Origin of the sequence: Haloferula sargassicola, from assembly GCF_040362925.1 — a bacterium.
Taxonomy (GTDB): domain Bacteria; phylum Verrucomicrobiota; class Verrucomicrobiia; order Verrucomicrobiales; family Akkermansiaceae; genus Haloferula; species Haloferula sargassicola.
This window is the reverse complement of sequence record NZ_BAABRI010000013.1, coordinates 90010-110547: the sequence shown is the minus strand read 5'-3', so window position 1 is coordinate 110547 and position 20538 is coordinate 90010. Positions and strand designations below refer to the sequence as shown.

General features: G+C 65.3%; 16 protein-coding genes. 5 read left to right on the top strand and 11 right to left on the bottom strand.

The window, feature by feature from the left end:
- Positions 1-28: 28 nt before the first annotated feature.
- Together ABXH26_RS12535 and ABXH26_RS12530 are read right to left on the bottom strand one after the other, a co-directional pair.
- The gene (locus ABXH26_RS12535; RefSeq protein WP_353567415.1) at positions 29-772 is read right to left on the bottom strand and encodes a hypothetical protein; all 744 of its coding nucleotides are present in this window, start codon (positions 770-772) and stop codon (positions 29-31) included.
- Positions 769-4308 (bottom strand): hypothetical protein, encoded by a 3540-nt coding sequence (locus ABXH26_RS12530; RefSeq protein WP_353567414.1) that lies wholly within the window; start codon positions 4306-4308, stop codon positions 769-771. The genes ABXH26_RS12535 and ABXH26_RS12530 overlap by 4 nt, the downstream gene beginning before the upstream one ends.
- 106 nt (positions 4309-4414) lie before the next feature.
- Here ABXH26_RS12530 and ABXH26_RS12525 point away from each other — a divergent pair, with 106 nt between their 5' ends.
- From ABXH26_RS12525 to ABXH26_RS12515, 3 genes are all read left to right on the top strand, one after another.
- Positions 4415-5617 (top strand): bifunctional 3,4-dihydroxy-2-butanone-4-phosphate synthase/GTP cyclohydrolase II, encoded by a 1203-nt coding sequence (locus tag ABXH26_RS12525; protein ID WP_353567413.1) that lies wholly within the window; start codon positions 4415-4417, stop codon positions 5615-5617.
- A 183-nt stretch (positions 5618-5800) separates the two neighbouring features.
- Positions 5801-7810 (top strand): sensor histidine kinase, encoded by a 2010-nt coding sequence (locus ABXH26_RS12520; protein ID WP_353567412.1) that lies wholly within the window; start codon positions 5801-5803, stop codon positions 7808-7810.
- On the top strand, positions 7807-8466 hold the full coding sequence (locus ABXH26_RS12515; RefSeq protein ID WP_353567411.1) for a response regulator: 660 nt from the start codon (positions 7807-7809) through the stop codon (positions 8464-8466). The genes ABXH26_RS12520 and ABXH26_RS12515 overlap by 4 nt, the downstream gene beginning before the upstream one ends.
- Positions 8467-8582: 116 nt before the next feature.
- Here ABXH26_RS12515 and ABXH26_RS12510 read toward each other — a convergent pair whose 3' ends face one another.
- From ABXH26_RS12510 to ABXH26_RS12500, 3 genes are all read right to left on the bottom strand, one after another.
- The gene (locus tag ABXH26_RS12510) at positions 8583-10568 is read right to left on the bottom strand and encodes a thioredoxin domain-containing protein (protein ID WP_353567410.1); all 1986 of its coding nucleotides are present in this window, start codon (positions 10566-10568) and stop codon (positions 8583-8585) included.
- Positions 10569-10617: 49 nt separating this feature from the next.
- The gene (locus tag ABXH26_RS12505; protein WP_353567409.1) at positions 10618-11505 is read right to left on the bottom strand and encodes a glycoside hydrolase family 16 protein; all 888 of its coding nucleotides are present in this window, start codon (positions 11503-11505) and stop codon (positions 10618-10620) included.
- A gap of 72 nt (positions 11506-11577) precedes the next feature.
- Positions 11578-12762 carry a cysteine desulfurase family protein gene (locus ABXH26_RS12500; RefSeq protein WP_353567408.1) on the bottom strand — a complete coding sequence of 395 codons (1185 nt, stop codon included), beginning with the start codon at positions 12760-12762 and terminating at the stop codon, positions 11578-11580.
- Positions 12763-13031: 269 nt separating this feature from the next.
- Here ABXH26_RS12500 and ABXH26_RS12495 point away from each other — a divergent pair, with 269 nt between their 5' ends.
- Positions 13032-13271, top strand: a complete 240-nt coding sequence (locus tag ABXH26_RS12495) for a DUF3253 domain-containing protein (protein ID WP_353567407.1) — start codon at positions 13032-13034, stop codon at positions 13269-13271.
- Positions 13268-14824 carry a cryptochrome/photolyase family protein gene (locus tag ABXH26_RS12490; protein ID WP_353567406.1) on the top strand — a complete coding sequence of 519 codons (1557 nt, stop codon included), beginning with the start codon at positions 13268-13270 and terminating at the stop codon, positions 14822-14824. Before ABXH26_RS12495 ends, ABXH26_RS12490 begins: the two co-directional genes overlap by 4 nt.
- Before the next feature lie 351 nt (positions 14825-15175).
- Here the strand turns inward: ABXH26_RS12490 and ABXH26_RS12485 are convergent, their stop codons facing one another.
- From ABXH26_RS12485 to ABXH26_RS12460, 6 genes are all read right to left on the bottom strand, one after another.
- Positions 15176-17314 carry a polyribonucleotide nucleotidyltransferase gene (locus tag ABXH26_RS12485; RefSeq protein WP_353567405.1) on the bottom strand — a complete coding sequence of 713 codons (2139 nt, stop codon included), beginning with the start codon at positions 17312-17314 and terminating at the stop codon, positions 15176-15178.
- Between the two features lie 175 nt (positions 17315-17489).
- A complete protein-coding gene (rpsO, locus tag ABXH26_RS12480; RefSeq protein WP_353567404.1) occupies positions 17490-17747 on the bottom strand; it encodes a 30S ribosomal protein S15 in 258 nt (85 codons plus the stop codon).
- 175 nt (positions 17748-17922) lie between these two features.
- Positions 17923-19122 (bottom strand): lysophospholipid acyltransferase family protein, encoded by a 1200-nt coding sequence (locus ABXH26_RS12475; RefSeq protein ID WP_353567403.1) that lies wholly within the window; start codon positions 19120-19122, stop codon positions 17923-17925.
- A gap of 94 nt (positions 19123-19216) precedes the next feature.
- Positions 19217-19675: an SsrA-binding protein SmpB gene (gene smpB / locus ABXH26_RS12470; RefSeq protein WP_353567402.1), complete on the bottom strand. Its 459-nt coding sequence runs from the start codon at positions 19673-19675 to the stop codon at positions 19217-19219.
- A gap of 43 nt (positions 19676-19718) precedes the next feature.
- Complete coding sequence (locus tag ABXH26_RS12465; RefSeq protein ID WP_353567401.1) at positions 19719-19925, bottom strand: DNA-directed RNA polymerase subunit omega; 207 nt, start codon at positions 19923-19925, stop codon at positions 19719-19721.
- A 192-nt stretch (positions 19926-20117) separates the two neighbouring features.
- A complete protein-coding gene (locus ABXH26_RS12460) occupies positions 20118-20513 on the bottom strand; it encodes a DUF3147 family protein (RefSeq protein WP_353567400.1) in 396 nt (131 codons plus the stop codon).
- Positions 20514-20538: the final 25 nt, after the last annotated feature.

Here is a 20538-nt window from a genome sequence, read left to right as displayed (position 1 = left end):
CGGATCGATGGAATTCCGGCCCGCAGCATCAAAGACCCAGCCGAACGACGGTCGTTTTCACAGGCTGGCGGGGTTTGACGCCATCGGCGCGACAGAAGACCACCAGCGACCACTCCGTGGCGGATTGCTCGATGGTGCGCTGCGCCAGCCGGGTGGGCGCTCCTGCATCGGAAAGCAGGTTGACCCGGAGGGCCTGCGGGGCACCCGCCGTGCGGGAAAAGGCCTGCTGCCCGGGCTTCAGGCCCAGCTTCCGGTCATCCCATTCAAGGCCGAGCGTGCCCGGACTGAGGTTGAGAAACACCACGAGCCCGGGTTTCTCCTCGATCGGCAGGACCTTCGCGGCGGGCTGGGTCCAGTCCTTTCCCCCCCTCCAGATCACGATCACGAAATCCCCCTTCTCGGGCGTGGACACCTCCAGCCAGCTCTTCTCGTCCCCCTCGCGCAGAACGAGTTTCCCTTGTCCTCCGGCCAGTTCGTAGGCGGGAGAAATCCTCCCCAGTGCCAGCGAGACCCCGCCCGCCACCTCGCCGGTCCCGGCACCGGAGACCGTGATCGTGCGGGGAGGGATGCTCCCCGGTGGCGGGGGGAGTTCCCGCCTGACGCCGTTCTCGATGACCTGACGAAAGGGAGGAGACTCCCCCACCGCCAGCAGCCACATCCTGCGCTTGGATTCCGGATCGGGTTTCGCCCTTTCCTCGGCCTCCACGCCCGGGAGGAGGCCCGCCACGATCCAGGCCGTCACCAGCCCGGCTTTCAGCCGCCACTTCGTCATACTTCGTCCGGATTCAGCCAGCGGAATGACACGACGTCAAACCTGCGACCGAAATCCTGCGGTTCGCCCTGATCGTCGGAGTCGAGCCCATCCGCGTCCGGCGCGATCGGCACCGGCGTGCGCTGGACCTGTGCCTCGCACCAAGCGCGGGCCGTCACCTTGCCTGCGGCATCGAGCGCTTCGCCATAGGCCCGCACCACGAAGGTATCCGAGCGGACGGAAAGCACCGGCCCGATCGCCTGCAGCAGATCCGCCTGGGTGAGGAAACCCGGTGCTCCCCAGGCCTTGCTCGCGGGTTTCAGGGTCTGTTCGAGCCGGGTGGCGTCGTCGATGCCGTCCGGATGACGGTAGTCTCCGAGACTGCGATCGTTTTCAAGGGGATAGCGGTCGTTGAAGGAAGCGTTGATGCCCGCCTGATCGATCGCCGCCTGGAGCGCTCCTTTCCTGCCGTGCTCGTCATTGACGAGGCGGCGGTTCACGAAATCCGCCAGCGAAAGGAACGGGCCGCGGGCCCGGACCTCCTCCACCACGGCCTCGGCGAGACGGTCGATCTCGTCGTCGGTCAGCACGCGGCGGCCGGACCACGCATCGCGGTCGGTGGCGCTGGTCACCTCGTCGCCGGGAGGATCGAGGAAGCGCACGAAGGGCGTGCCCGTTTGCTCCTCCGAGCGGGCGGAGGCGAACAAGGCCCGCCACGCCTCGACGCGGGTCGAGTTCACGTTGAAGGCCCCGGCCACCATCAAATGCCGCGCGGCGAGGTCGAGATCCTCGAGGTCGCTGGCGCCATCCGCCGGCCGGTCGAAGAGGCGCATGCGGCCGTTGGGAAGCGGACTGGCCGAGGGGTTCGCGAAAAACGACGCCTTCTGCGACGAATCGCCGGTCGAGAGGAAGTAGCGGTCCCAGAGCGCCTCATTGGCCTCGAACGACAAGTCGTAAACGACCGGCTCGTCCTCGGGCAGTTCCTGAAGCAGGGCCCGGCCGGTGGCGGCCCAGGAATCGCGGCTTTCCGACCGCTCCGAATCGCTCGACCAGCCGATGGCATCGGCATGGAAGCCCCCCCATTTCGCCGCCGCCTCGGACAGGTCGGAGGGCACGGTGGATTTCAGCCCGTCCAGCCCGAGCCGCGGATCCGCCAGCGAATTCCCCACCGCACAGGAGGGATGCCAGACGAATTCCGACAAGCGCGCGTTCTGGAACTGCGCCAGGGAGACCACTCCCACCCCTTGCCGGGGCAGATCGAAGAGCACATAGCGGGGCTCGCCCTCCTGCGGCTGGCCGAAGGGGTTTCCGTGATAGCGGCCATCGCGAAAGACCGGCGTCTCCGCCTCCCAGCTCACGGCCTCGTCATACAGGTCGCGGGTATAGGCCCCGAAAAACCATGGCCCGCTGGCGTTTCCGGATGTCGGCAGCGTCCCCGCCAAGTTTTCCCACGGCGACCGCACCGCATAGGCGGCCCGCGGATTCCAGTTGGCGAGGATCGCCTCCTGGAAGTGCTCGGGAAATGCGTTCAAGGCGCCGGAGTTCAGCAAGTTCGAGGGATGCTCATCGAACCAGCGCATCCGCATGCCATCACGCGTCCTGACGTCCGGCACCAGCGTGGGACGGGGATCGGTCGCCTCCAGCTTCTCCATGGGCATCGGATTCCGTTCGTCCCAGGCGATCCGCGGTTCGCGCCCTTCGCCGAACTGGAGCGAGGCCGACAGATAGGAAATCAACGGAAGCTGGTCGAACTTCTCGAAAGTCACCGCCCCGCTTCCGTCGAGCGCCTTCATGATGGCCCGCGTGTCCTCCCCTTGGTTCTCCACCCCCTGACGACCGCCCTGCGACCAGTAGGGGGTGGTCTGAAACCAGAACTTCGCCGGACGATACGAGAGCCCGCCGTTGATGTCGGAGGCCGAAATGTAAAAGCTCCGCGAGACATCCGGCGGGACCTCGCAGCTCAGTTCATTCGCACTCAGGTCATAGGGCCCCGGCCGATAAGTGCTCAGCCCGTTGTACTCCGCGGATCGAGCAGGGGAAAAAACGAGGCACTCGCCGGGGCCGAACTCCGTTTTCGGGACCGAGTAGTAGTAGGATCCCATGTAGGGATCGTTGTACCCCTCGGTTTCCATGATCAGGTTTCCCGAATTCGCGGGATCCCCGAAAGCCGTGCTCCGCCCTCCCTCAAAGAACAACCATTGCGACGTCGTCCGGAGCGGAAGCTCGCGACCGCTTGAGGAATACATGATGTTTTCCGTCCACACCTCCTGGCGCCCGTTGCCTTGGATCATCACGATGGCCGGATGCATCTCGATCGCCACGGCGTAGGGATTCCACAGCACCACCCTCGGGTACTGGTGGGTGCGCATGCGGAAACTCTTCGCGCCCGTCCTCGGATCCGGGGGATCTTCGTAAACGCTGAGCTGCATGAAATTCGAGGCCTCCACCAGCACCGGCTGCAGCCCGGAGGCCATTCTTTCCCGCAGGCGGACCGGCAGGTCGTTGCACAGCGTCCGGCCCTGCCCGTCGCGACGGCTCCCATCGGTCGGCGGTGGCACCACCGGCGTCTGCGCTCCTGCCAGCGCCACTTCGTTTTCCGCCCACGATCGGAGCAGGCCGAAAGTCGGCGCCCCCTCGCGCCAGCGCGAACCCTCCCGATCGTCCACCATCGGAGTGGAATCGAGCAAAGGGCTGCGGCCCGCGACCGACCCCTCGCCACGACCGGCGAGGTAGGCCGTCAGATCCCGTCGCAAGCCACCATGCTTGGCATCCGCCAGCACCCCGAACACTCCCGTCGCATAGTCGAAATACCGGTCCTTGGCCCGATCGCGTCCCGCCACCAGCTGGCCGGATTTCTGCGTTACGAGACGTCCGCGCATGCGCTCGTCCCATTCGCCGTCCTCGGCCAGCATCCTCGCGTCCGCCTGCTGGCTCAGCATCAAGCTCGCAGGTTCTTCGTCGGGCTCCCGCTCATCCGCGACGGAAAGATCCGCCCGGCTCCCGAGGTCGCCGGTCCACCAGGCGATGCGCCCTTTGGAAACGCCATCCACCCCCACCCGCCCGGCCTTCACCGTGTCGCCTTCGAGATCGACCGAACCCAGGCCGACCAAAGTCACCGGATCGGTATCAAGGCCGCTATCGAGCCATGTCGAGACTTCGGCGGCGGGGTCCGGTTGGTCGGAAGCGCGGAGATCCGTCCATGCACCCGTCTCCGGATCCCTTCGGACCCATGGCAAGCCGTCGCTGGCCACGGTCGACCAAACGCCGATCCGGTGCGGCGTCCGACTCGCTTCATTCACCACCGCATCGCTGGCGCAGACGCGCTGGTCGGGCCCGAGTTCTTTTTGCAGCTGCCCCACCGCCAGCATCAGCGCCAGCCGCGCCTGCGCCCGGGCCTGGGCCTGTGAGGCGACGCGCTGGCTCCCTTGGAGGCCCACTGCCGCCAGCCCTGACACCGCCACACTGAGCAGCCCGAGGAGCACCATCAGCATCAGCGCCGCCACGAGCGCGAATCCGCCGGACTCCCGCATCCTCCGCGCTTTCGGAATGCTGTTCATCGAGAATCCACAAGCTAGCGAAGATCGAGGGCAGGTCGCAAGCCAACTCGCAGCCGCGCCCCTCCCTTGACCTCGCCGCTCCCGCATCCGAGGCTCGCACCGCGCCATGGCCTCCGCCCTTCAATTCAGTCCCATCGACGAAATCATCGCCGATGTCGCCGCCGGCAAGCTGGTGATCGTCGCAGACGACCCCGAGCGTGAGAACGAGGCCGACCTGATCGGAGCCGCCGCCCTTTGTACGACGGAGGTCATTTCCTTCATGGCCGTCCACGGCCGCGGGCTCATCTGCGCGCCGATCACCGCCGAGCGGGCCGAGCAACTCGAACTCCCCCAGATGTCGCGCCGCAATCGGGAAGGCCAAAAGACCGCCTTCACCATCTCGGTCGATGCCGCCACCGGCATCAGCACGGGCATCTCGGCCGCCGACCGCGCCCGCTGCGTCCGTCTCCTCGCCGCTCCCGCCGCCACCGCGGAGGACTTCGTCCAGCCCGGGCACGTCTTTCCCATCCAGGCCATGCCCGGCGGCACCCTCCGCCGCACCGGCCACACCGAGGCCGCGGTCGATCTCGCCCGCCTCGCCGGCCAGCCCCCTGCCGGCGTGATCTGCGAGATCATGAACGACGACGGCTCCATGGCCCGCGTCGGCGAGCTCGGCGACTTTCAGGAAAAGCACTCCCTCAAGGCCTGCACCATCGCCCAGCTCATCGAGTGGCGCCGCCGGTCGGAGAAACTCGTGGTCCGCGAGGAAACCATCAAGCTCCCCACCGACCACGGCGACTTCGATTGCCATCTCTACCGCATCGAGACCGACGGCACCCACCACCTCGCCCTCAGCCGCGGGGAAATCGATCGTGACCGCCCCACCCTCGTCCGCGTCCACTCCGAGTGTCTCACCGGTGATGTTTTTCATTCGAAACGCTGCGACTGCGGCGGCCAGCTCGACGCCGCGCTGGAGCACATCGCCCGCGAAGGGGGCGTCCTGCTTTACCTTCGGCAGGAGGGCCGCGGCATCGGCCTGCCGGCGAAGATCCACGCCTACAAGCTCCAGGAACAGGGCCTCGACACCATCGAGGCAAACGAGAAGCTCGGCTTTTCCGCCGACCTCCGGGACTACGGCATGGGTGCCCAGATGCTCCAGGACCTCGGAGTCGGAAAAATCCGCCTTCTGACCAATAATCCTAAAAAAGTCGTCGGACTCGACGGCTACGGACTGGAAATCGTCGAGCAACTGCCCATCCGTCAGTCGGCCAACCCGCACAACGAGCACTACCTGAACACCAAGCGCGACCGCATGGGGCATTCCCTTTGAAGACCCCCCACGGAAAAACCGCAGGTCGACCGACGTGATCCCGTAATCCGGAAACACGTCATGGGCAGCGGCTTTCAGATCGTCTACATAGTCAGGACGACCCCCAAATTTAGGAAACGTTCAAAAAAAGTTGCCTAAATTTTTAAAATTGGTTAAGCACATGGGCGCTGACCCCTTAGTCCCATGTTGTCCCACAAAACCAGCCTGATCACGGCCGGCACACTGATGGTAGGTGTGACCCCGCTGTTAGGGAGCCCTCCGCTCTCCGCCAGCGAGGCCCAGTCCACCAATCCGATCAGCAGGATGGCCCGCATCATCAATCCCCAGCTCACCGAACTCGAGCAGCGGATTGATGCCCTGAACGACCGAGTCCGCTCCATGGCTCCTTTTTCGCCGAAGCCGGTGAGGGAGGAACTCGGATGGCGCGCCATGCAAGCGCAAGGCGGCGACAAGCCGACCCTCACGCTCGACTTGGGCGAGGTCTACCCCTTGAGCGACATTTACGTCATCCCGGCGCTCCCTCCCTTCGGTGAAACCCGCCGCCTGTTTCCGCTGAAGCTCACCCTCGATACCGCCCGCTCGGCCGATTTTGCGGACGCCCGCAAAGTCTACTCGACTCCGGCCAACACCAACGAATCGCAGGACGGCTATCCGCTGCGGGTCAACACCCGCGACCTCGACGCCCGCTACGTCCGCCTCACCGTGGATACCGGCTACTCCCGGGGCGACTACTCGATTTCCATGATCTCGGAGCTGATGGTGCTCTCGGGCGGCCAGCCCGTTTCCCTGACCGCCACGGCCACGGCCACCGGCTCGATGAATTCCGGTTTCGACTGGAGCCCCAAATACGCCATCGACGGCCAATCGCCCCTCGGCATCTGGCAATCCGGCCCTTGGAACACCTCCCGCGGACAACTCATCAAGCTGGCCAATTCGTCGGATGTAGTGACCTGGCAGTTCGATCTCGGCCAGTCCGAACCGCTCGATCGCGCCACCCTCTTCCCCTACGAGCTTCCGGAAATCGGCGGCACTTCCGCCCTGCCCAGCATCATCAAGGTGGCCGTGAGCGACACCCCCGAGCCCGCGGAGGACAGCTTCGTTTCCTGCACCGGAGGAGAGACCTTCAGCCCCTCCACCCTGCCGCTACGGGGAAAAACCGGTCGCTACGTGACCATCTCCGGCAGCCTCTTCCCGCTCACCCTCGGCCGGGACAACATCATGGCGGTGTCGGAAATCGAGATCTGGTCGCTCGGCCGCAACCTGGTCTCCGGATCCACGCCCAAAGTTCTGGTCAACGGCAACCCCGCCAGCCCCTCCCCGGAGTTGACGGACGGCCGTGCCAACGGCCACGAGATCATCCCGGTCGGTGACTGGCTGCGCCAGATTCACGAACGCCAGGGAATCGAGGAGGAGCTCGCCTCCCTCATCCCCAAGCGCAACAACCTCGTCTCCGAAGCCGAAATCAACGCCACCTGGGGCGCCTCGGTCGCCATCGGCCTGACCTTCCTGATCCCGGTCGCCATCTTCGAGCGCCGCCGCCTGGTTTCGCGCAAGCAGATCGACCAGCTCCGCCGCCGGATCGCCTCCGACCTTCACGACGACATCGGCAGCAACCTCGGCAGTATCTCGCTGATCGCCCGCTCGGCGAAGAAGGACCTCGAACGCATCCACGACCCGGATACGCTCGCCGAGGACCTCGCGGAAATGGAAACCATCGCCCGCGAAAGCTCGCTGGCCATGCGCGACATCGTCTGGCTGCTCGAACGCAACCAGGACAGCATCGGCGATTTCGTCGAGCGCATGCGGAGCACCGCCGACCGCCTGCTTCGCGAGATGGAGTTCGAAATGACCTGCAAGTCGAACCGGACCGCCCTCAAGCTGACCCTCGAGGCCAAGCGTCACCTGTTCCTCTTCTACAAGGAAGCGCTCCACAACATCCTCAAGCACTCCAAGGCCCACAACGTCCGGGTCAACATCTTCGACGATCGCGATAGTCTTATCATGGAAGTTACCGATGACGGCATCGGCCTGCCCGTCGATGAGGCCGGCAAGGCGGCCGCGGTGAAGAAGCTGACGGCCCGCGCCGCGGTGCTCGAAGGCCGTTTCGACGTGGAATCGGCACCCGGGCAAGGGACGCGCTTGCGTCTTGAGGTGAAAAGAGCAAACCTCATCGCGACCAAGGCAGCCGCATGAACGAAGAATCTTCCAACTCCACGATCCGCATCTGGCTTCTCGAAGACCACCCGCAGTTTGCGAAGCAGATGACGCGACTCATCTCCGCGGAGGACGATCTCGACTGTGAGAAAGTCTTCACGCATCCCAACGAACTCTACTCGGAAATCAACTTCGGCACCCCGTTGCCTGACCTGATGATCTTCGACCTCGGCCTGCCGGGGAAGGACGGTCTCCAGGTCCTCCGCGAGGTGAAGGAAAAGTATCCGCAGCAGAAGATCGTCATCCTCACCGCCTTCGACGACCGCGAGCGCGTCTACCGCGCCCTCTGCAACGGCGCCTCCGGCTACCTGCTGAAGACCGCCGAGCCGGATGACATCGTCAACGGCATCCGCGACGTGATGCACGGCGCGGCCCCGCTCAGTGGAGCGATCGCGAGCATGATCCTCGACGGCTTCGCCAAACTCGGCCCGGTCGAGGAAACCGAGCCGCTCACCAACCGCGAGGAGGAAGTCCTCCGCGCCATGGTCCGCGGGCTGATCAAGAAGGAGATCGCCGACGAGCTCGACATCTCCCTCCACACCGTCGACATGCACCTGCGCAGCGTCTACCGGAAGCTCCACGTCCGGACCCAGACCGAGGCCGTCTCCAAGGCCATCCGCAAGGGCCTGGTCTGACGCAGCGCTCTCTTTCGGAGCGCTGGCTTCAGCCGGCGCGTCCCAATCGGACATCGTTCTCCCTCGCAGACGGCGACCTCATCGCCGTCTGCGTTTTTGTTTTTGGAGCGCTGGCCTCAGCCGGCATCCCACAAGCGGCAACTCTCGCCCTCGCAGACCGTCACCTCGGTGCCATCCACTTTTTCCTGCACCCCCCGCGGCTCGTAGGCCATCCGCAGCGCGGAAACATCGGCCGTCCTCCCGAGCGACAGCTTCCTCACCCCCCTCAGCCTCAGATCCAGCGCCCCGAGCAGCACGGGGCCGTAAAACCCGTGCTTCTCGATCACCAGCGAGCCCGCGCGCAGCAGGGCCTCCGCCTTTTTTCCGAAACCCGCCTCCCCCGTCAGCGCCTCCAGCTTCAGCAGGTTCACCGCCGCCACGTGGTTCGGCGAAGGCTCCGCGCCATCGTGGTCCTCGCGGATACTCATCAGTTCCTTGCCGGAAAGGGTGGGCCGCATCACGTAGCCGATCCGTTCCTCACTCCAGCACTCGCGATCAAAAATCCCCTGCAGCTCCACCGCCCACTCCAGCCAGCCGCCATCATCGATCCCGTGCAGGTGCAGGAGCCCCTCGATGAGAAACGCATAATCCGCCGGGAATGCGTCCACACCCGAACTCCGCTGCCGCCACGAGCGGAAAAGCTTCCCGTCCTCGAAAAGCTCCGCCTTCAAAAACCCGGCAGCCTCCATCGCCGCCTTCCCAGCCTCTCCGCGATCCAACACCTGCCCGGCCCGCGCCAGCGCCCCGATCATCAACCCGTTCCAAGCCGTAATGATCTTGTCGTCGCGATGCGGCAGGGTTCGCTTTTCCCGCACCTCCAGCAGTCGTTGGCGGATCTCCTCAAGCCGCGCCACCGCATCCTCGCCGAAAGTCTCCCTCAATCGCGAGTCCCCCATCGCCCGAAACAAAGTGTTCCGCCCTTCCAGCTCGCCGTGCGGATCACTCTCCGGGCGGGCATTTCCCTCCAGCTCCACCCCCCACGCCGCGCAGGCCAGCGCCGCATCCTCCGGGGAAAGCAAGGACTGCAAGTCGTCGGCCGTCCACGTCCAGTAGGCCCCCTCCTTCTTTTCCCCCTCCGGATCGATGCTGTCCGCATCTTCCGCCGCATGGAATCCGCCCGCCGGATCGCGCAGGTCGCGCAGCACGTAATCGACGATCCCCGAAGCCACCCTCGCATACCGGGCTTCACCGGTCGCCTGACAGGCATCGAGATACAAGTGCAGCAGCTGCGCCTGGTCGTAGAGCATCTTTTCGTAATGCGGCACATGCCAGTAGCGGTCGACCGAGTAGCGATGAAACCCGCCTCCGACCTGGTCGTGCATCCCGCCGGCGGCCATCAGATCCAGCGTCCGCTCGACCATCTGCAGGCAGCTCCCGCCTTCGTCGCTGTCCGCCCCGAAGCGGTCCGAAAGCTGCAGCAACACCCGCGGCACCGACGGACGCGGGAATTTCGGGGCCCCGCCCCAGCCACCCCAATCCGGGTCGAACATCGACTCGCAGCGGTCGATGAAGTCCCCGAACACCTTGGCATCCGGCAGCCCGCGAACCACGGCATCCGCCGTAGTGGGCTGCTGCATGTGCTCCGCCACCCGCTCCGCCGCTTCCTTCATCTTCACCCGGTCCTCCTTCCACAGGCGCGCGATTTCCCGGCATAGCCGCGGGAAGCCCGGCCGCCCGTGCCGGTCATCAGGCGGGAAATAGGTCCCGCCCACGATCGGCTCGCCGTCGGGCGTGAGCCACACGCTCATCGGCCAGCCGCCCTGGCCGGTGGTCGCCTGAACGAAGGCCATGAAGGCCGCGTCCACGTCCGGCCGCTCTTCGCGGTCCACCTTCACGCACACGAAGCCCTCGTTCATCACGGCCGCGATCGCCTCGTTCTCGAAGCTCTCGCGCTCCATCACGTGGCACCAGTGGCAGGTCGAATAGCCGATCGAGAGAAACACCGGCTTGTCCGTCTCGCGTGCTTGGAGAAACGCGGCCTCGCCCCACGGCACCCAGTTCACCGGGTTGTCCTGGTGCTGGAGCAGGTAGGGCGAGGTTTCATCGGCGAGGGCGTTCGGCATGCCGCCACCCTAACCGCGATCCCCGCGGATGCATCCCTTCAGGCAGCCGTTAGTAGGGCAGCTCGCCCCCGCCGCGTGGCTTCAGCGGCGTATCGCCCCGCTGGTAGACCCGCACCCAGTCCACCTGCATTTCCGCCGGGAAGGGCGTGGAAGCATCCGGGTTTCCCAGGAACTGGCCTCCCACCGCCACGTTGAGCAGCAGATGGAAAGGCCTGTCAAATGGCGCCGGCCAGGCGTTCAGTTCGTCCTCCGACGCCGGCATCGCCCCCTTGCCATCCACCACCTTCGAGGAGCTCCACCAGAAGTTCCTGGTCGAGAAAAGATTGCCATCCACATACCAGCGCAGCTCCCCCGGTTCCCACTCGAGGCCGTAGATGTGCCACCCGTCGATCCCCTTGCCTTCCGGGAACACGTACTCGCCGCCGCTGTGCTGGTTCGCCGGCCAGCGGGACCCGTAGTGGATCGTGCCCAGCACCTTGCCCGGCTCCTGGCCGCGGGCCTCCATGATGTCGATCTCGCCGGAGGCCGCCCAACCGCCGTAGCCTTCCGTTTCCGGCAGCATCCAGATCGCCGGCCACACGCCCTGGCCGATCGGCAGCTTCGCCCGGATCTCGAACTTGCCGTATTTCGCGGTGAACAGCGGCGCCCCGTCCCGTTTCACCGTCCGCAGGCGGCCGGAAGTGTAGCCGCAGCCGTGGAGCGACTCCTTCATCGCGCGGATCACCAGGTGACCGTCCGTCACCGACACGTTGCGTTCGTTCTCAGTGTAGTACTGAAGCTCGTTGTTGCCCCAGCCATGGATCCACTGGTTGGCCGCGTAGTTGTAGAAACCGTTCCCAACCTGATAATCCCACTTCGCCGGATCCAGCCGGTCGCCGTCGAATTCATCGCTCCACGTCAGCTTCCATTCGTCCGCAGCGAAGGCCGAAGCCACCATGCAACTTACTGCAATTTTTTGAATCATCGTGAGCCGTTACGCGGGGTTTTCCTCCATCTTTCGTCGCGCGGGTCATGGCGAATAAACGACCACCGGCCCGGTCCCGCCGCCGCCCTGCACGCGGCGCAGCTTGGCCACCGCCCGCACCACGCAGGCCGCCGCTTCCGCCGCTTCCTCCCGCGTGTTCAGCCGTGAGAATCCGAACCGCAGGCTGCTCCGCGCCTTCGCGTCGGAGAAACCCATCGCCTTCTGCACGTGACTCGGCTGCTGCTTGCCGGTCATGCACGCGCTCCCGGCCGAACAAGCCACGCCCATTTCATCCAGCAGGATCAGCAGGCCCGCCGCCTCGCAGCGGTCGAAGGACAGGTGACTGGTGTTCGACACCCGGTGGATCAGGTCGCCGTTCACCGTCACGCCCTCGCAGCCCTCCACCACCTTCGCCTCGAAATCATCGCGCAGCGCCCGCAGGTCGCGGCCTTCATCGACCCATGCCTTCGCCAGCTCCGCCGCCTTGCCCATCGCCACGATCCCGGCGACGTTTTCCGTCCCGCTGCGGCGCTCCTTTTCCTGGCCCCCGCCGCGCAACAGCGGCTCGAACCGACAGCCCTCCCGCACGAAAAGCGCGCCCACACCCTTCGGCCCGTGGAACTTGTGCGCGCTGAGGCTCAGGAAATCCACCGCCACCTCGCGCACGTCGATCTTCACCTTTCCCGCCGCCTGGATCGCATCCGTGTGAAACGCCAGCCCCTGTGATTTCGCCACCTCGCAAGCCTCCGCCAGCGGCTGGATCACGCCGGTCTCGTTGTTCACCCACATCACCGAGGAAAAGCCGCCGCCCTCCTTCGCCTTCGTACAAGCCGTCTCGAAGCCCCCCATTTCCAACCTCCCGCCCGCGTCCACGCCGCACATCTCCGTCGCGTAGCCGACCTGGGCGAAATTCTCGATCACCCTCAACACCGCGCTGTGCTCGATCGCCGTCGTCACCACCGTGCCGGTTTTCCGACCCACCAGCCTCGCCAGCCACTTCAGCGCCGCGTTCGTGCTTTCCGTCCCGCCGCTCGTGAACACGATTTCGGCCAGCTTCGCCGAAATCAGGGCCGCCACCTGCTCGCGCGCCGTCTCGATCGCCTTCCGCGCCTCCTTGGCCGCGCGATACGACGCATTCGGGTTCGCGAACCGCTCCGTCAGCCATGGCATCATCGCCTCCACCACCTCCGGCAGCACCGGCGTCGTCGCATTCGCATCCAAATAGATCACCCCCGCAGCCTAAACGCCCCCACCCGCGCCGCCAACATCTGTATCTCCTCCCGCCTCCAGAAAGCCACGAAGCCCGAGCCTCCCCACACAACACACCCCGCCACCATCCGTACGTTGTCCCGCCTTCAGGCGGCCGCAGAGCACGAGCCTCCCCACCCCACACACCCCGCCTCCAGACATCCCCAGAGCCCGAGCCCCTCGCCTCAACAAACCCTATCTCCCCCAAGCCCCCGCTGGCCCCCCCCCGATCCCCGCCTATCAGAAACAACGTGCCCACCCCCGGCGAAGCCATCCTCACCCTCCTCTCCCAGCGCCAAAAGGGCTCCTCCATCTGCCCCTCCGAAGCCGCCCGCCTCATCGACCCCGAAAACTGGCGCCCGCACATGGTCGCCGTCCGCACCGCCGCCGGCGACCTTTCCGCCTCCGGCGAAATCGAGATCTGCCAGGGCGGCGAGCCGGTCGATCCCGCCTCCCTCCGCGGCCCCATCCGACTCCGCCTTCCCTCATGAGAAACCTCGTCCTCATCCTCGGCGATCAGCTCGATGCCGACAGCCCCGCCCTCGCTGCGGCCGATCCCGAACACGATCTCATCTGGATGGCCGAAGCCGCCGAGGAGTCCACCCACGTCTGGTCCCACAAGCAGCGCATCGCCCTCTTCCTCGCCGCCATGCGGCACTTCCGCGATCACCTCCGCGACCAGGGTTTCACGGTGGATTACACCGAGCTCGACGCCCCCGACCACGGCGGCTCGCTCTCCTCCGAGCTTTCGCGGGCCATCGAAAAACACCGACCCGAAAAGGTCGTCCTCGTCGAAGCCGGGGAATACCGCGTCCAGCATTCCATCGAAGGCACCTGCAACCGCCTCAAGACGCCCGTCGAGTTCCTCGATGACACCCATTTCCTCTGCTCCATCGACGACTTCCGCCGCCACGCCGAGGGCCGCAAATCGCTTCGCATGGAGTTTTTCTACCGCGAGATGCGCAAGCGCCACGGCATCTTGTTAGACGACGGCAAGCCGGCCGGCGGCGACTGGAATTACGACCGGGAAAACCGCAAGTCCTTCGGCAAGGACGGCCCCGGCGAGATTCCCGAACCCACCCGCCACGAGCCCGACGAGATCACCCGCGAGGTGCTCGAGCTCGTCGAACGCCGTTTCCCCGGCCATCCCGGCTCGCTCGACACCTTCCACTGGCCCGTCACCCGCCGCTCCGCGCTGGCCCGGCTGCGCTCGTTCATCGACGACTTCCTGCCGAACTTCGGCGACTTCCAGGACGCCATGTGGGCCGACCGACCGCACCTCTACCACTCACTCATTTCCTCCAGCCTCAATCTCAAGCTCCTCCACCCGCGCGAGGTCATCAAGGCCGCGGAAAGCGCCTGGCGCGAGGGCAAGGCGCCGCTGGCCGCCACCGAGGGCTTCATCCGCCAGATCCTCGGCTGGCGCGAGTACGTCCGCGGCATCTACTGGCTCCACATGCCCGACTACCTCGAGCGCAACGCGCTCGGCGCCGACCAGCCGCTGCCCGACTTCTACTGGACCGGCCGTACTCCGATGCGCTGCCTGTCGCAGGTCGTCGGCCAGACGCTCGAGTTCGGCCACGCCCACCACATCCAGCGCCTCATGGTCACCGGCCTCTACGCCTTGCTGTTAGGCGTGAAACCAAAGGCCGTCCACGAGTGGTATTTGGCCGTTTACGTCGATGCCATCGAATGGGTCGAGCTGCCGAACACCCTCGGCATGTCGCAGTTCGCCGATGGGGGTGTGATGGCTTCCAAGCCCTACTGCGCCTCCGGCAAATACATCCAGCGCATGAGCAACTACTGCAAGGGCTGCCCCTTCGATCCCGCCAAGCGCACCGGCGACCAGGCCTGCCCTTTCACCACACTCTACTGGGACTTTCTCCTCCGCAACCAGCCCCAGCTCGAGGGCAACCCGCGCATGAGCATGCAGCTGCGCAACCTCCAGCGCATCTCCGACGAAGAAAAGTCCGCCATCCACGACCAGGCCGACCGACTCCGTGCCGATCCCGCGGCCAGCCACGCAGTTGATCTTTGGTTCTGAATCCGGCCTGCGGATGGAACCCGAGCGCTTCCGCCGGTGCCGTGGGTTCCGGGATTGAAACTTCCGTCCGCAGCCCCGACGCTCCGCGCATGAAGTCCTGCCTCGGCATGCTGATCACCCTGCTCATGCTCGTCGTCGTCCTCGGCACTCTCGGTGGAATCTACTACCTCAGCGCCACGACCGAGTTCGAGCGGGTGGAAAAGTAGGACCAGCCGCACGGGCCCGGAAGGACACCCTCGGCAGCTTCACGCATACTCGGCGGGCGAGGCTGGAGCTTCCCGGTCCGTTTCCAAGGAAAAGCCGCCACCCCTTGCGGAGCGACGGCTTTTTGAATCAATCGATCTCGAACGGTCAGGCTTCGGCCGGCTGTTCGGCTTGTTCGGCCTTCTGATCGCGGAGATAGGCGCGGCGGCTCATCTTCACGCGGCCCTTCTCATCGACGCCGATGCACTTGGCGGTGATCATCTCGCCCTTCTTGACGACGTCTTCCACCTTCTCGGTGCGGCCTTCGGCCAGCTCGGAGACGTGGACGAGGCCGTCCTTGCCGGGAAGCACTTCCATGAACGCGCCGAAGTTCGTCACCGAAACGACCGGGCCGGTGTACACCTTGCCCACCTCGATTTCCGCGAAGATGCGGTCGATGAGTTCCTTGGCGCGCTGCAGGCCTTCCTCCTTGGAGGCGTAGATGTGCACGGTGCCGTCATCCTCGATGTTGATGTCGGCCCCGGACTCGGCCTGGATGCCCTTGATGTTCTTGCCGCCGGGCCCGATGAGTTCGCCGATGCGGTCGGCCGGGATTTTCACCGACACGATGCGCGGCGCGTGCGGGCTGAGGTCCTGCGGACCGGCCACGGCCTCGTTCATCTTGGCGATGACCTTGGTGCGGCCTTCCTTGGCGAGCTTCACGGCTTCCTCGAGGATGCTCAGCGGCAGGCCGGGCAGCTTGAGGTCGAGCTGGTAGCCCGTGACACCGGCATCGGTGCCGCAGAGCTTGAAGTCCATGTCGCCGTAGAAGTCCTCGGAACCGATGATGTCGAGCAGCACCTTGTGCTCCTTGAGCGTGCCGTCCTCGTTCCACTCGGTCACCAAGCCGCAGGAAATGCCGCCGACCGGGGCCTTGAGCGGCACCCCGGCGCAGAGCAGCGACATGGTGCCGGCGCAGACGGTCGCCATCGAGGTGGAGCCGTTTGACTCCATGACCTCGGAGGAAACGCGCATCGCGTAGGGGAATACGTCTTCGTCCGGGATGACCGGGGCGATCGAGCGCTCGGCGAGGGCGCCGTGGCCGATCTCACGGCGGTTCAGGCCACCCATGCGGCCGGTTTCACCCACCGAGAACGGAGGGAAGTTGTAGTGGAGGATAAAGCGCTTGCTGTCCTCGCCACCGGCGTAGTTGTCGAAGAACTGCTTCTCGTCGGCCGGAGCCAGCGTGCAGATGCCCATGGCCTGCGTTTCGCCGCGGGCGAAAATGGCGGAGCCGTGAACGCGTGGCAGCGAGTTGGCTTCGGCGAAAAGGGGCCGAAGGTCGCCGATCTGGCGACCGTCGGCACGCACGCCCTTCTCCATGATGGAGAGGCGGAAGGCCTTCTTCTGGATGTACTCGAACACCTGCTCGATCTCGAACTCGGTGGTCTCCGGGAATTTCTCCATGATGGCGGCTTCCACCTCGTCGCGCAGCGCGCCGACCTTCTTGCCACGCTCGACCTTGGAGGCGGCGTAGATGGCGTCCTCGATGCGGTCGCCGGCGACGGCGTAGCCGACTTCAAGAAGCTCGTCCTTGGCGACGGTCACGGTGTATTCGCGCTTCTCCTTGCCGGCGAGCTTCACCAGTTCCTCCTGGGCTTCGACGAGCTTCTGCACGGCGGCCTGGGCGAAATGGAGGGCCTTCACGAACTCTTCTTCCGGGAGCTCGTTGGCGGCGCCTTCGATCATGATGACGTCGTTCTTGTTGCCGACGTAAACGAGGTCGAGGTCGCTTTCCTCACGCTCGTCGAAGGTTGGGTTGATGACGAATTCGCCATCGACGCGGCCGACGCGGACGGCACCGATCGGGCCGGCCCATGGGATGTCGGAAATCGCGAGCGCGGCGGACGCGCCGTTCATCGAGAGAATGTCGGAGTCGTTGATCTGGTCGGCGGCGAGCAGCAGCGCGACGATCTGGGTGTCATAGAGGTAGCCCTTCGGGAAAAGCGGGCGCAGCGGGCGGTCGGTCATCCGCGAGGTCAGGATTTCCTTTTCGGTCGGGCGGCCTTCGCGCTTGAAGTAGCCACCCGGGAACTGGCCGGCGGCGGAGGCTTTTTCCTTGTACTCGACGGACAGCGGGAACCAGGTCTGGCCCGACTTGACCTTGGTTTGGGAAACGGCGGTCACCAGGACCACGGTTTCACCGGAGGTGACGACGACGGCGCCGTCGGCGAGTTTGGCGATCTTACCCGTCTCGAAGGTGATCGGGTTCGAGCCGACCTGGCTCGTGATGGTATGGATGTTCATTCTGTGTGTTCTTACTGACTTCAGTGTCCCGTCCACCTGGACGGGGGCATGGGTTCGGGGCCTCCCTGGATTTGGTTGGCGGGAAAAACCCCGCGCCGGACGGCCAACCGTGCCACCCGGCGCTTAAAACGAAACGGCCACGGGTGAATCCGTGGCCGTCTCGGAGAGTGTCGGGTTAGCGGCGCAGGCCGAGTCCCTTGATGAGCTTCTGGTAGCGTTCTTCGTCGCAGGCCTTGATGTAATCCAGGAGCTTGCGGCGCTGGGCGACGAGCTTGAGCAGACCGCGGCGGGACGAGGTGTCCTTCTTGTGGGTGCCGAGGTGCTCGGTGAGGTGCTTGATGCGGACGGTCAGGTTGGCGACCTGGAAGTCGGCGCTGCCGGTGTCGGTGTCATGGACCTTGTAGTCCGCGGGATTGATGGTGCTTTCGCTCATGTGCTTGTTTGGTTCGGTCCAGCCACCTTGGCCGGTCCGCCCTTGGTCGGGACGGCGGAGGAAAGCGGAAAACGCCCGGATTGCAAGGACAGAATCTTTTGGGAAAAAAGGCTCGCGGGGGATTTTCGCAGGATGGATCGGATAGGAAGGATGACTGGGATTTGCTGACGGGATTTCACTCTGGCACCGGCAGGAGGGCGGTGAGTTTCTCCTCGAGCATCGCGGTGAGCGGAGCGGCGCCGCCCTTGGACGGAAGGGTTCCGTTTTCGAGGAAATCACTGACCGGGATCGGATCGGCGGCGGTCACGGTGGCGTCGCGCGGGGTCGGGTAGGTCGGGAACCCGAAGAGATCCTCCTCCAGCTTCATGAGGGTCTCGGCGCGGCGGTCGAGGCTGGGGTGCGAGAGCAAATAATCGCCGATGTAGCTGTGCGACTGGAGGGCGGTGAAGACGGCATCGAGGTCGTCGAGGAGCGTCACCCGCTCGGTGGTCGAAGCCGGGTTTTCCGCATCCAGCAGCCGGCGGCGGATCCGATACCGCAGCGCCCGCACGCGCTCGGGGGCGGTGGTCGCACGCGGATCGCGGCCGTGTTTTTCCTCGGTCGCCGAAAGCAGCCGCTCGCAGAGCACCTCGAGCCGCGACTGGATGCCCCCCTGCCCCGCTTCGCCGAGGAATTCGGTTTCCTTCAGCGCCAGCACGCCGGTGCCGAGGCGGATGATCCGGTCGTCCACCGCCATGGCCGGCCGCGGGGTCCAGCCGATGCGGTCCTCCAGCTTCGACAAGCGCTCGCCGAAGGTCGCCTCGACCTCGGGCCGATGCTGGAAGCAGATCCCCACCGGCACCAGCCACGCGCGGCGCCCGTCCTTCAGCCGCCCGGCGGCCTTGAGCAGGATCGAGGCCACGCCCTCCATCAGCGGGTCGAGCCGCTCGTGGTGATGGTAGATTTCGCCCTCCGGGTAAATGACCAGCGGCGTCCCCGCCTCGAGCAGCCCGATCGCGGTCTTGATCGCCGACAGGTCCGGCCCGTCGCGATCCACGGAGAAGACGCCCATCGATTGCAGGGCCCAGGCCGCGGCGGGCGAGCCTTCGAACACCTCCCGCGCGGCCATGAAATGCAGCGGCAGCGCGTGACGGCGGCCCATTTCGATCATGAGGTGCGGGTCCGAGTGATCGGCATGGTTCGGTGCCAGCAGCACGGCGTCGCCTTTCTTCACGAGGGCTTCGACCTGCTCCATCCCCGCCTCGGAGATCCCCTCCAGCCGGTATTTCCGCCGCAGAAAGACCCGCTCGTTCGCCCACAGCCCGAGCGGTCGGAACCACCCGCGCCCCTGCGGCGGTCGAAAGGTGTAGGGCAGATCGGTCCTCAGCCGGCGCATGGCTGAACGTGCCAAGGTCCGCGGGCCAAGCGCCAATCAAATCCGCGGCTCCGCCTTTTCCTTTCCCTTTTCGTGGTCCTGCCGCGCAGCGGTTCTACTGCCGGTTGAAGCGCGCCACCTCCCGCTGCGCTTCCCGCAGCTCGACCTTCTTCTTCAAATCATGGCGCTGGTCGGAGTGCGTCTTGCCCTTGCCGACGCCCAGCTCGACCTTCACCCGGCTGTTCTTCCAATACATCCTCAGGCAGGGCAGCGTGGAGCCCTTGACCTCGAGCGCGTGCTCCAGCTTGCGGATCTCCTCCTTGTGAAGCAGCAGGCGGCGCGGCCGGCGGGTATCGTGCTGGAACCACTTGCCGGCGGTCTCCCACGGCTGGATGTGGCAGCCGAAAAGGAACATCTGCCCCCGCTCGACCCGGGCGAAGGCGTCGGCGATGTTCACCTTGCCCTCGCGGATCGACTTCACCTCCGTGCCTTTCAGCTCGACCCCGGCCTCGTAGGTCTCGGAGATGTGGAAATCGCGACGCGCTTTTCGATTGCTGGCGATTTCCGCACTCATGGGCGAAAAAGTGTCCCGGAACCGGGCGGCCGCAAGGGCGACCTCAGCCGTTGATGGCCTCGCCCGAGAGCTTGATCTTGCCCTCGATGATCTCCTGCAGGGCGATGTCGGCGGCTCCCATGCTCGGCACCGTCGGGATCAGCGGCGAACGTCCGCTGTTCAGTTGGCGGACGCGCTTGGAAACCATATTGATGAGAACCAAGGGATCGCTCACGACTTCGGACGCCTTCTCGACAAGATCGCTTTTCATGGGTGTGCCTGCAAACCGGGAATGGGGCTTCGGCTGATCGAAGGGGATGATGTTTTCTTCAGACATGCCAAGCCATCCGGCCCTACGCGGCCGGAGGGCGGACACAATCGGCTTTCCACCCCCTTGACAAGGCGAAACTCAATGCTTGGGGAGTTTTTCCGGCCGAGCGGGCGATGACCAGCGGGAATCCCGTCACTTCGGCATCAAATCCAGCCCGAACTGCCGCAGCCCCACCACGGTGAGCCAGAAGCACCCGATGGTGATCAGGCAGTTCGCCCCCAGCGCCGGCCAGAAGGTCCAGCCGTGGCGCAGCATCCATGGCAGGATGAGAAACATCGGCAAGGTCGGCAGCACGAACCAGAAGGTGCCCTCGGCGTGGCCCGCGATGCGGGAGGCGGACTGCTTTTCCTGGTGCATCCACACCATGGCGATCAGCGAGGTGAAGGGCAGCGCGATCAGCAGCGCCGACATCCGGTCGCTGAAAACCTGCACTTTGGTCACCACCACGATCACCAGTGCGGTCACCAGGATCTTCACGAGGTCCTTGGGACCGAAACTTAACACGTCCTGCCAGGGTATCCGGTTCATCATCACTCTCCTTGCGGGGCCCGAC

What these genes read in the sequence shown, in the direction of transcription:
- ABXH26_RS12485 (WP_353567405.1), bottom strand. Translation starts at nt 17,314, where the DNA reads ATGAACATCCATACCATCACGAGCCAGGTCGGCTCGAACCCGATCACC.
- ABXH26_RS12530 (WP_353567414.1), bottom strand. Translation starts at nt 4,308, where the DNA reads ATGAACAGCATTCCGAAAGCGCGGAGGATGCGGGAGTCCGGCGGATTC.
- ABXH26_RS12525 (WP_353567413.1), top strand. Translation starts at nt 4,415, where the DNA reads ATGGCCTCCGCCCTTCAATTCAGTCCCATCGACGAAATCATCGCCGAT.
- ABXH26_RS12510 (WP_353567410.1), bottom strand. Translation starts at nt 10,568, where the DNA reads ATGCCGAACGCCCTCGCCGATGAAACCTCGCCCTACCTGCTCCAGCAC.
- rpsO (WP_353567404.1), bottom strand. Translation starts at nt 17,747, where the DNA reads ATGAGCGAAAGCACCATCAATCCCGCGGACTACAAGGTCCATGACACC.
- ABXH26_RS12505 (WP_353567409.1), bottom strand. Translation starts at nt 11,505, where the DNA reads ATGGTGGCTTCGGCCTTCGCTGCGGACGAATGGAAGCTGACGTGGAGC.
- ABXH26_RS12535 (WP_353567415.1), bottom strand. Translation starts at nt 772, where the DNA reads ATGACGAAGTGGCGGCTGAAAGCCGGGCTGGTGACGGCCTGGATCGTG.
- ABXH26_RS12490 (WP_353567406.1), top strand. Translation starts at nt 13,268, where the DNA reads ATGAGAAACCTCGTCCTCATCCTCGGCGATCAGCTCGATGCCGACAGC.
- ABXH26_RS12465 (WP_353567401.1), bottom strand. Translation starts at nt 19,925, where the DNA reads ATGAAAAGCGATCTTGTCGAGAAGGCGTCCGAAGTCGTGAGCGATCCC.
- ABXH26_RS12460 (WP_353567400.1), bottom strand. Translation starts at nt 20,513, where the DNA reads ATGAACCGGATACCCTGGCAGGACGTGTTAAGTTTCGGTCCCAAGGAC.
- ABXH26_RS12520 (WP_353567412.1), top strand. Translation starts at nt 5,801, where the DNA reads ATGTTGTCCCACAAAACCAGCCTGATCACGGCCGGCACACTGATGGTA.
- smpB (WP_353567402.1), bottom strand. Translation starts at nt 19,675, where the DNA reads ATGAGTGCGGAAATCGCCAGCAATCGAAAAGCGCGTCGCGATTTCCAC.
- ABXH26_RS12475 (WP_353567403.1), bottom strand. Translation starts at nt 19,122, where the DNA reads ATGCGCCGGCTGAGGACCGATCTGCCCTACACCTTTCGACCGCCGCAG.
- ABXH26_RS12515 (WP_353567411.1), top strand. Translation starts at nt 7,807, where the DNA reads ATGAACGAAGAATCTTCCAACTCCACGATCCGCATCTGGCTTCTCGAA.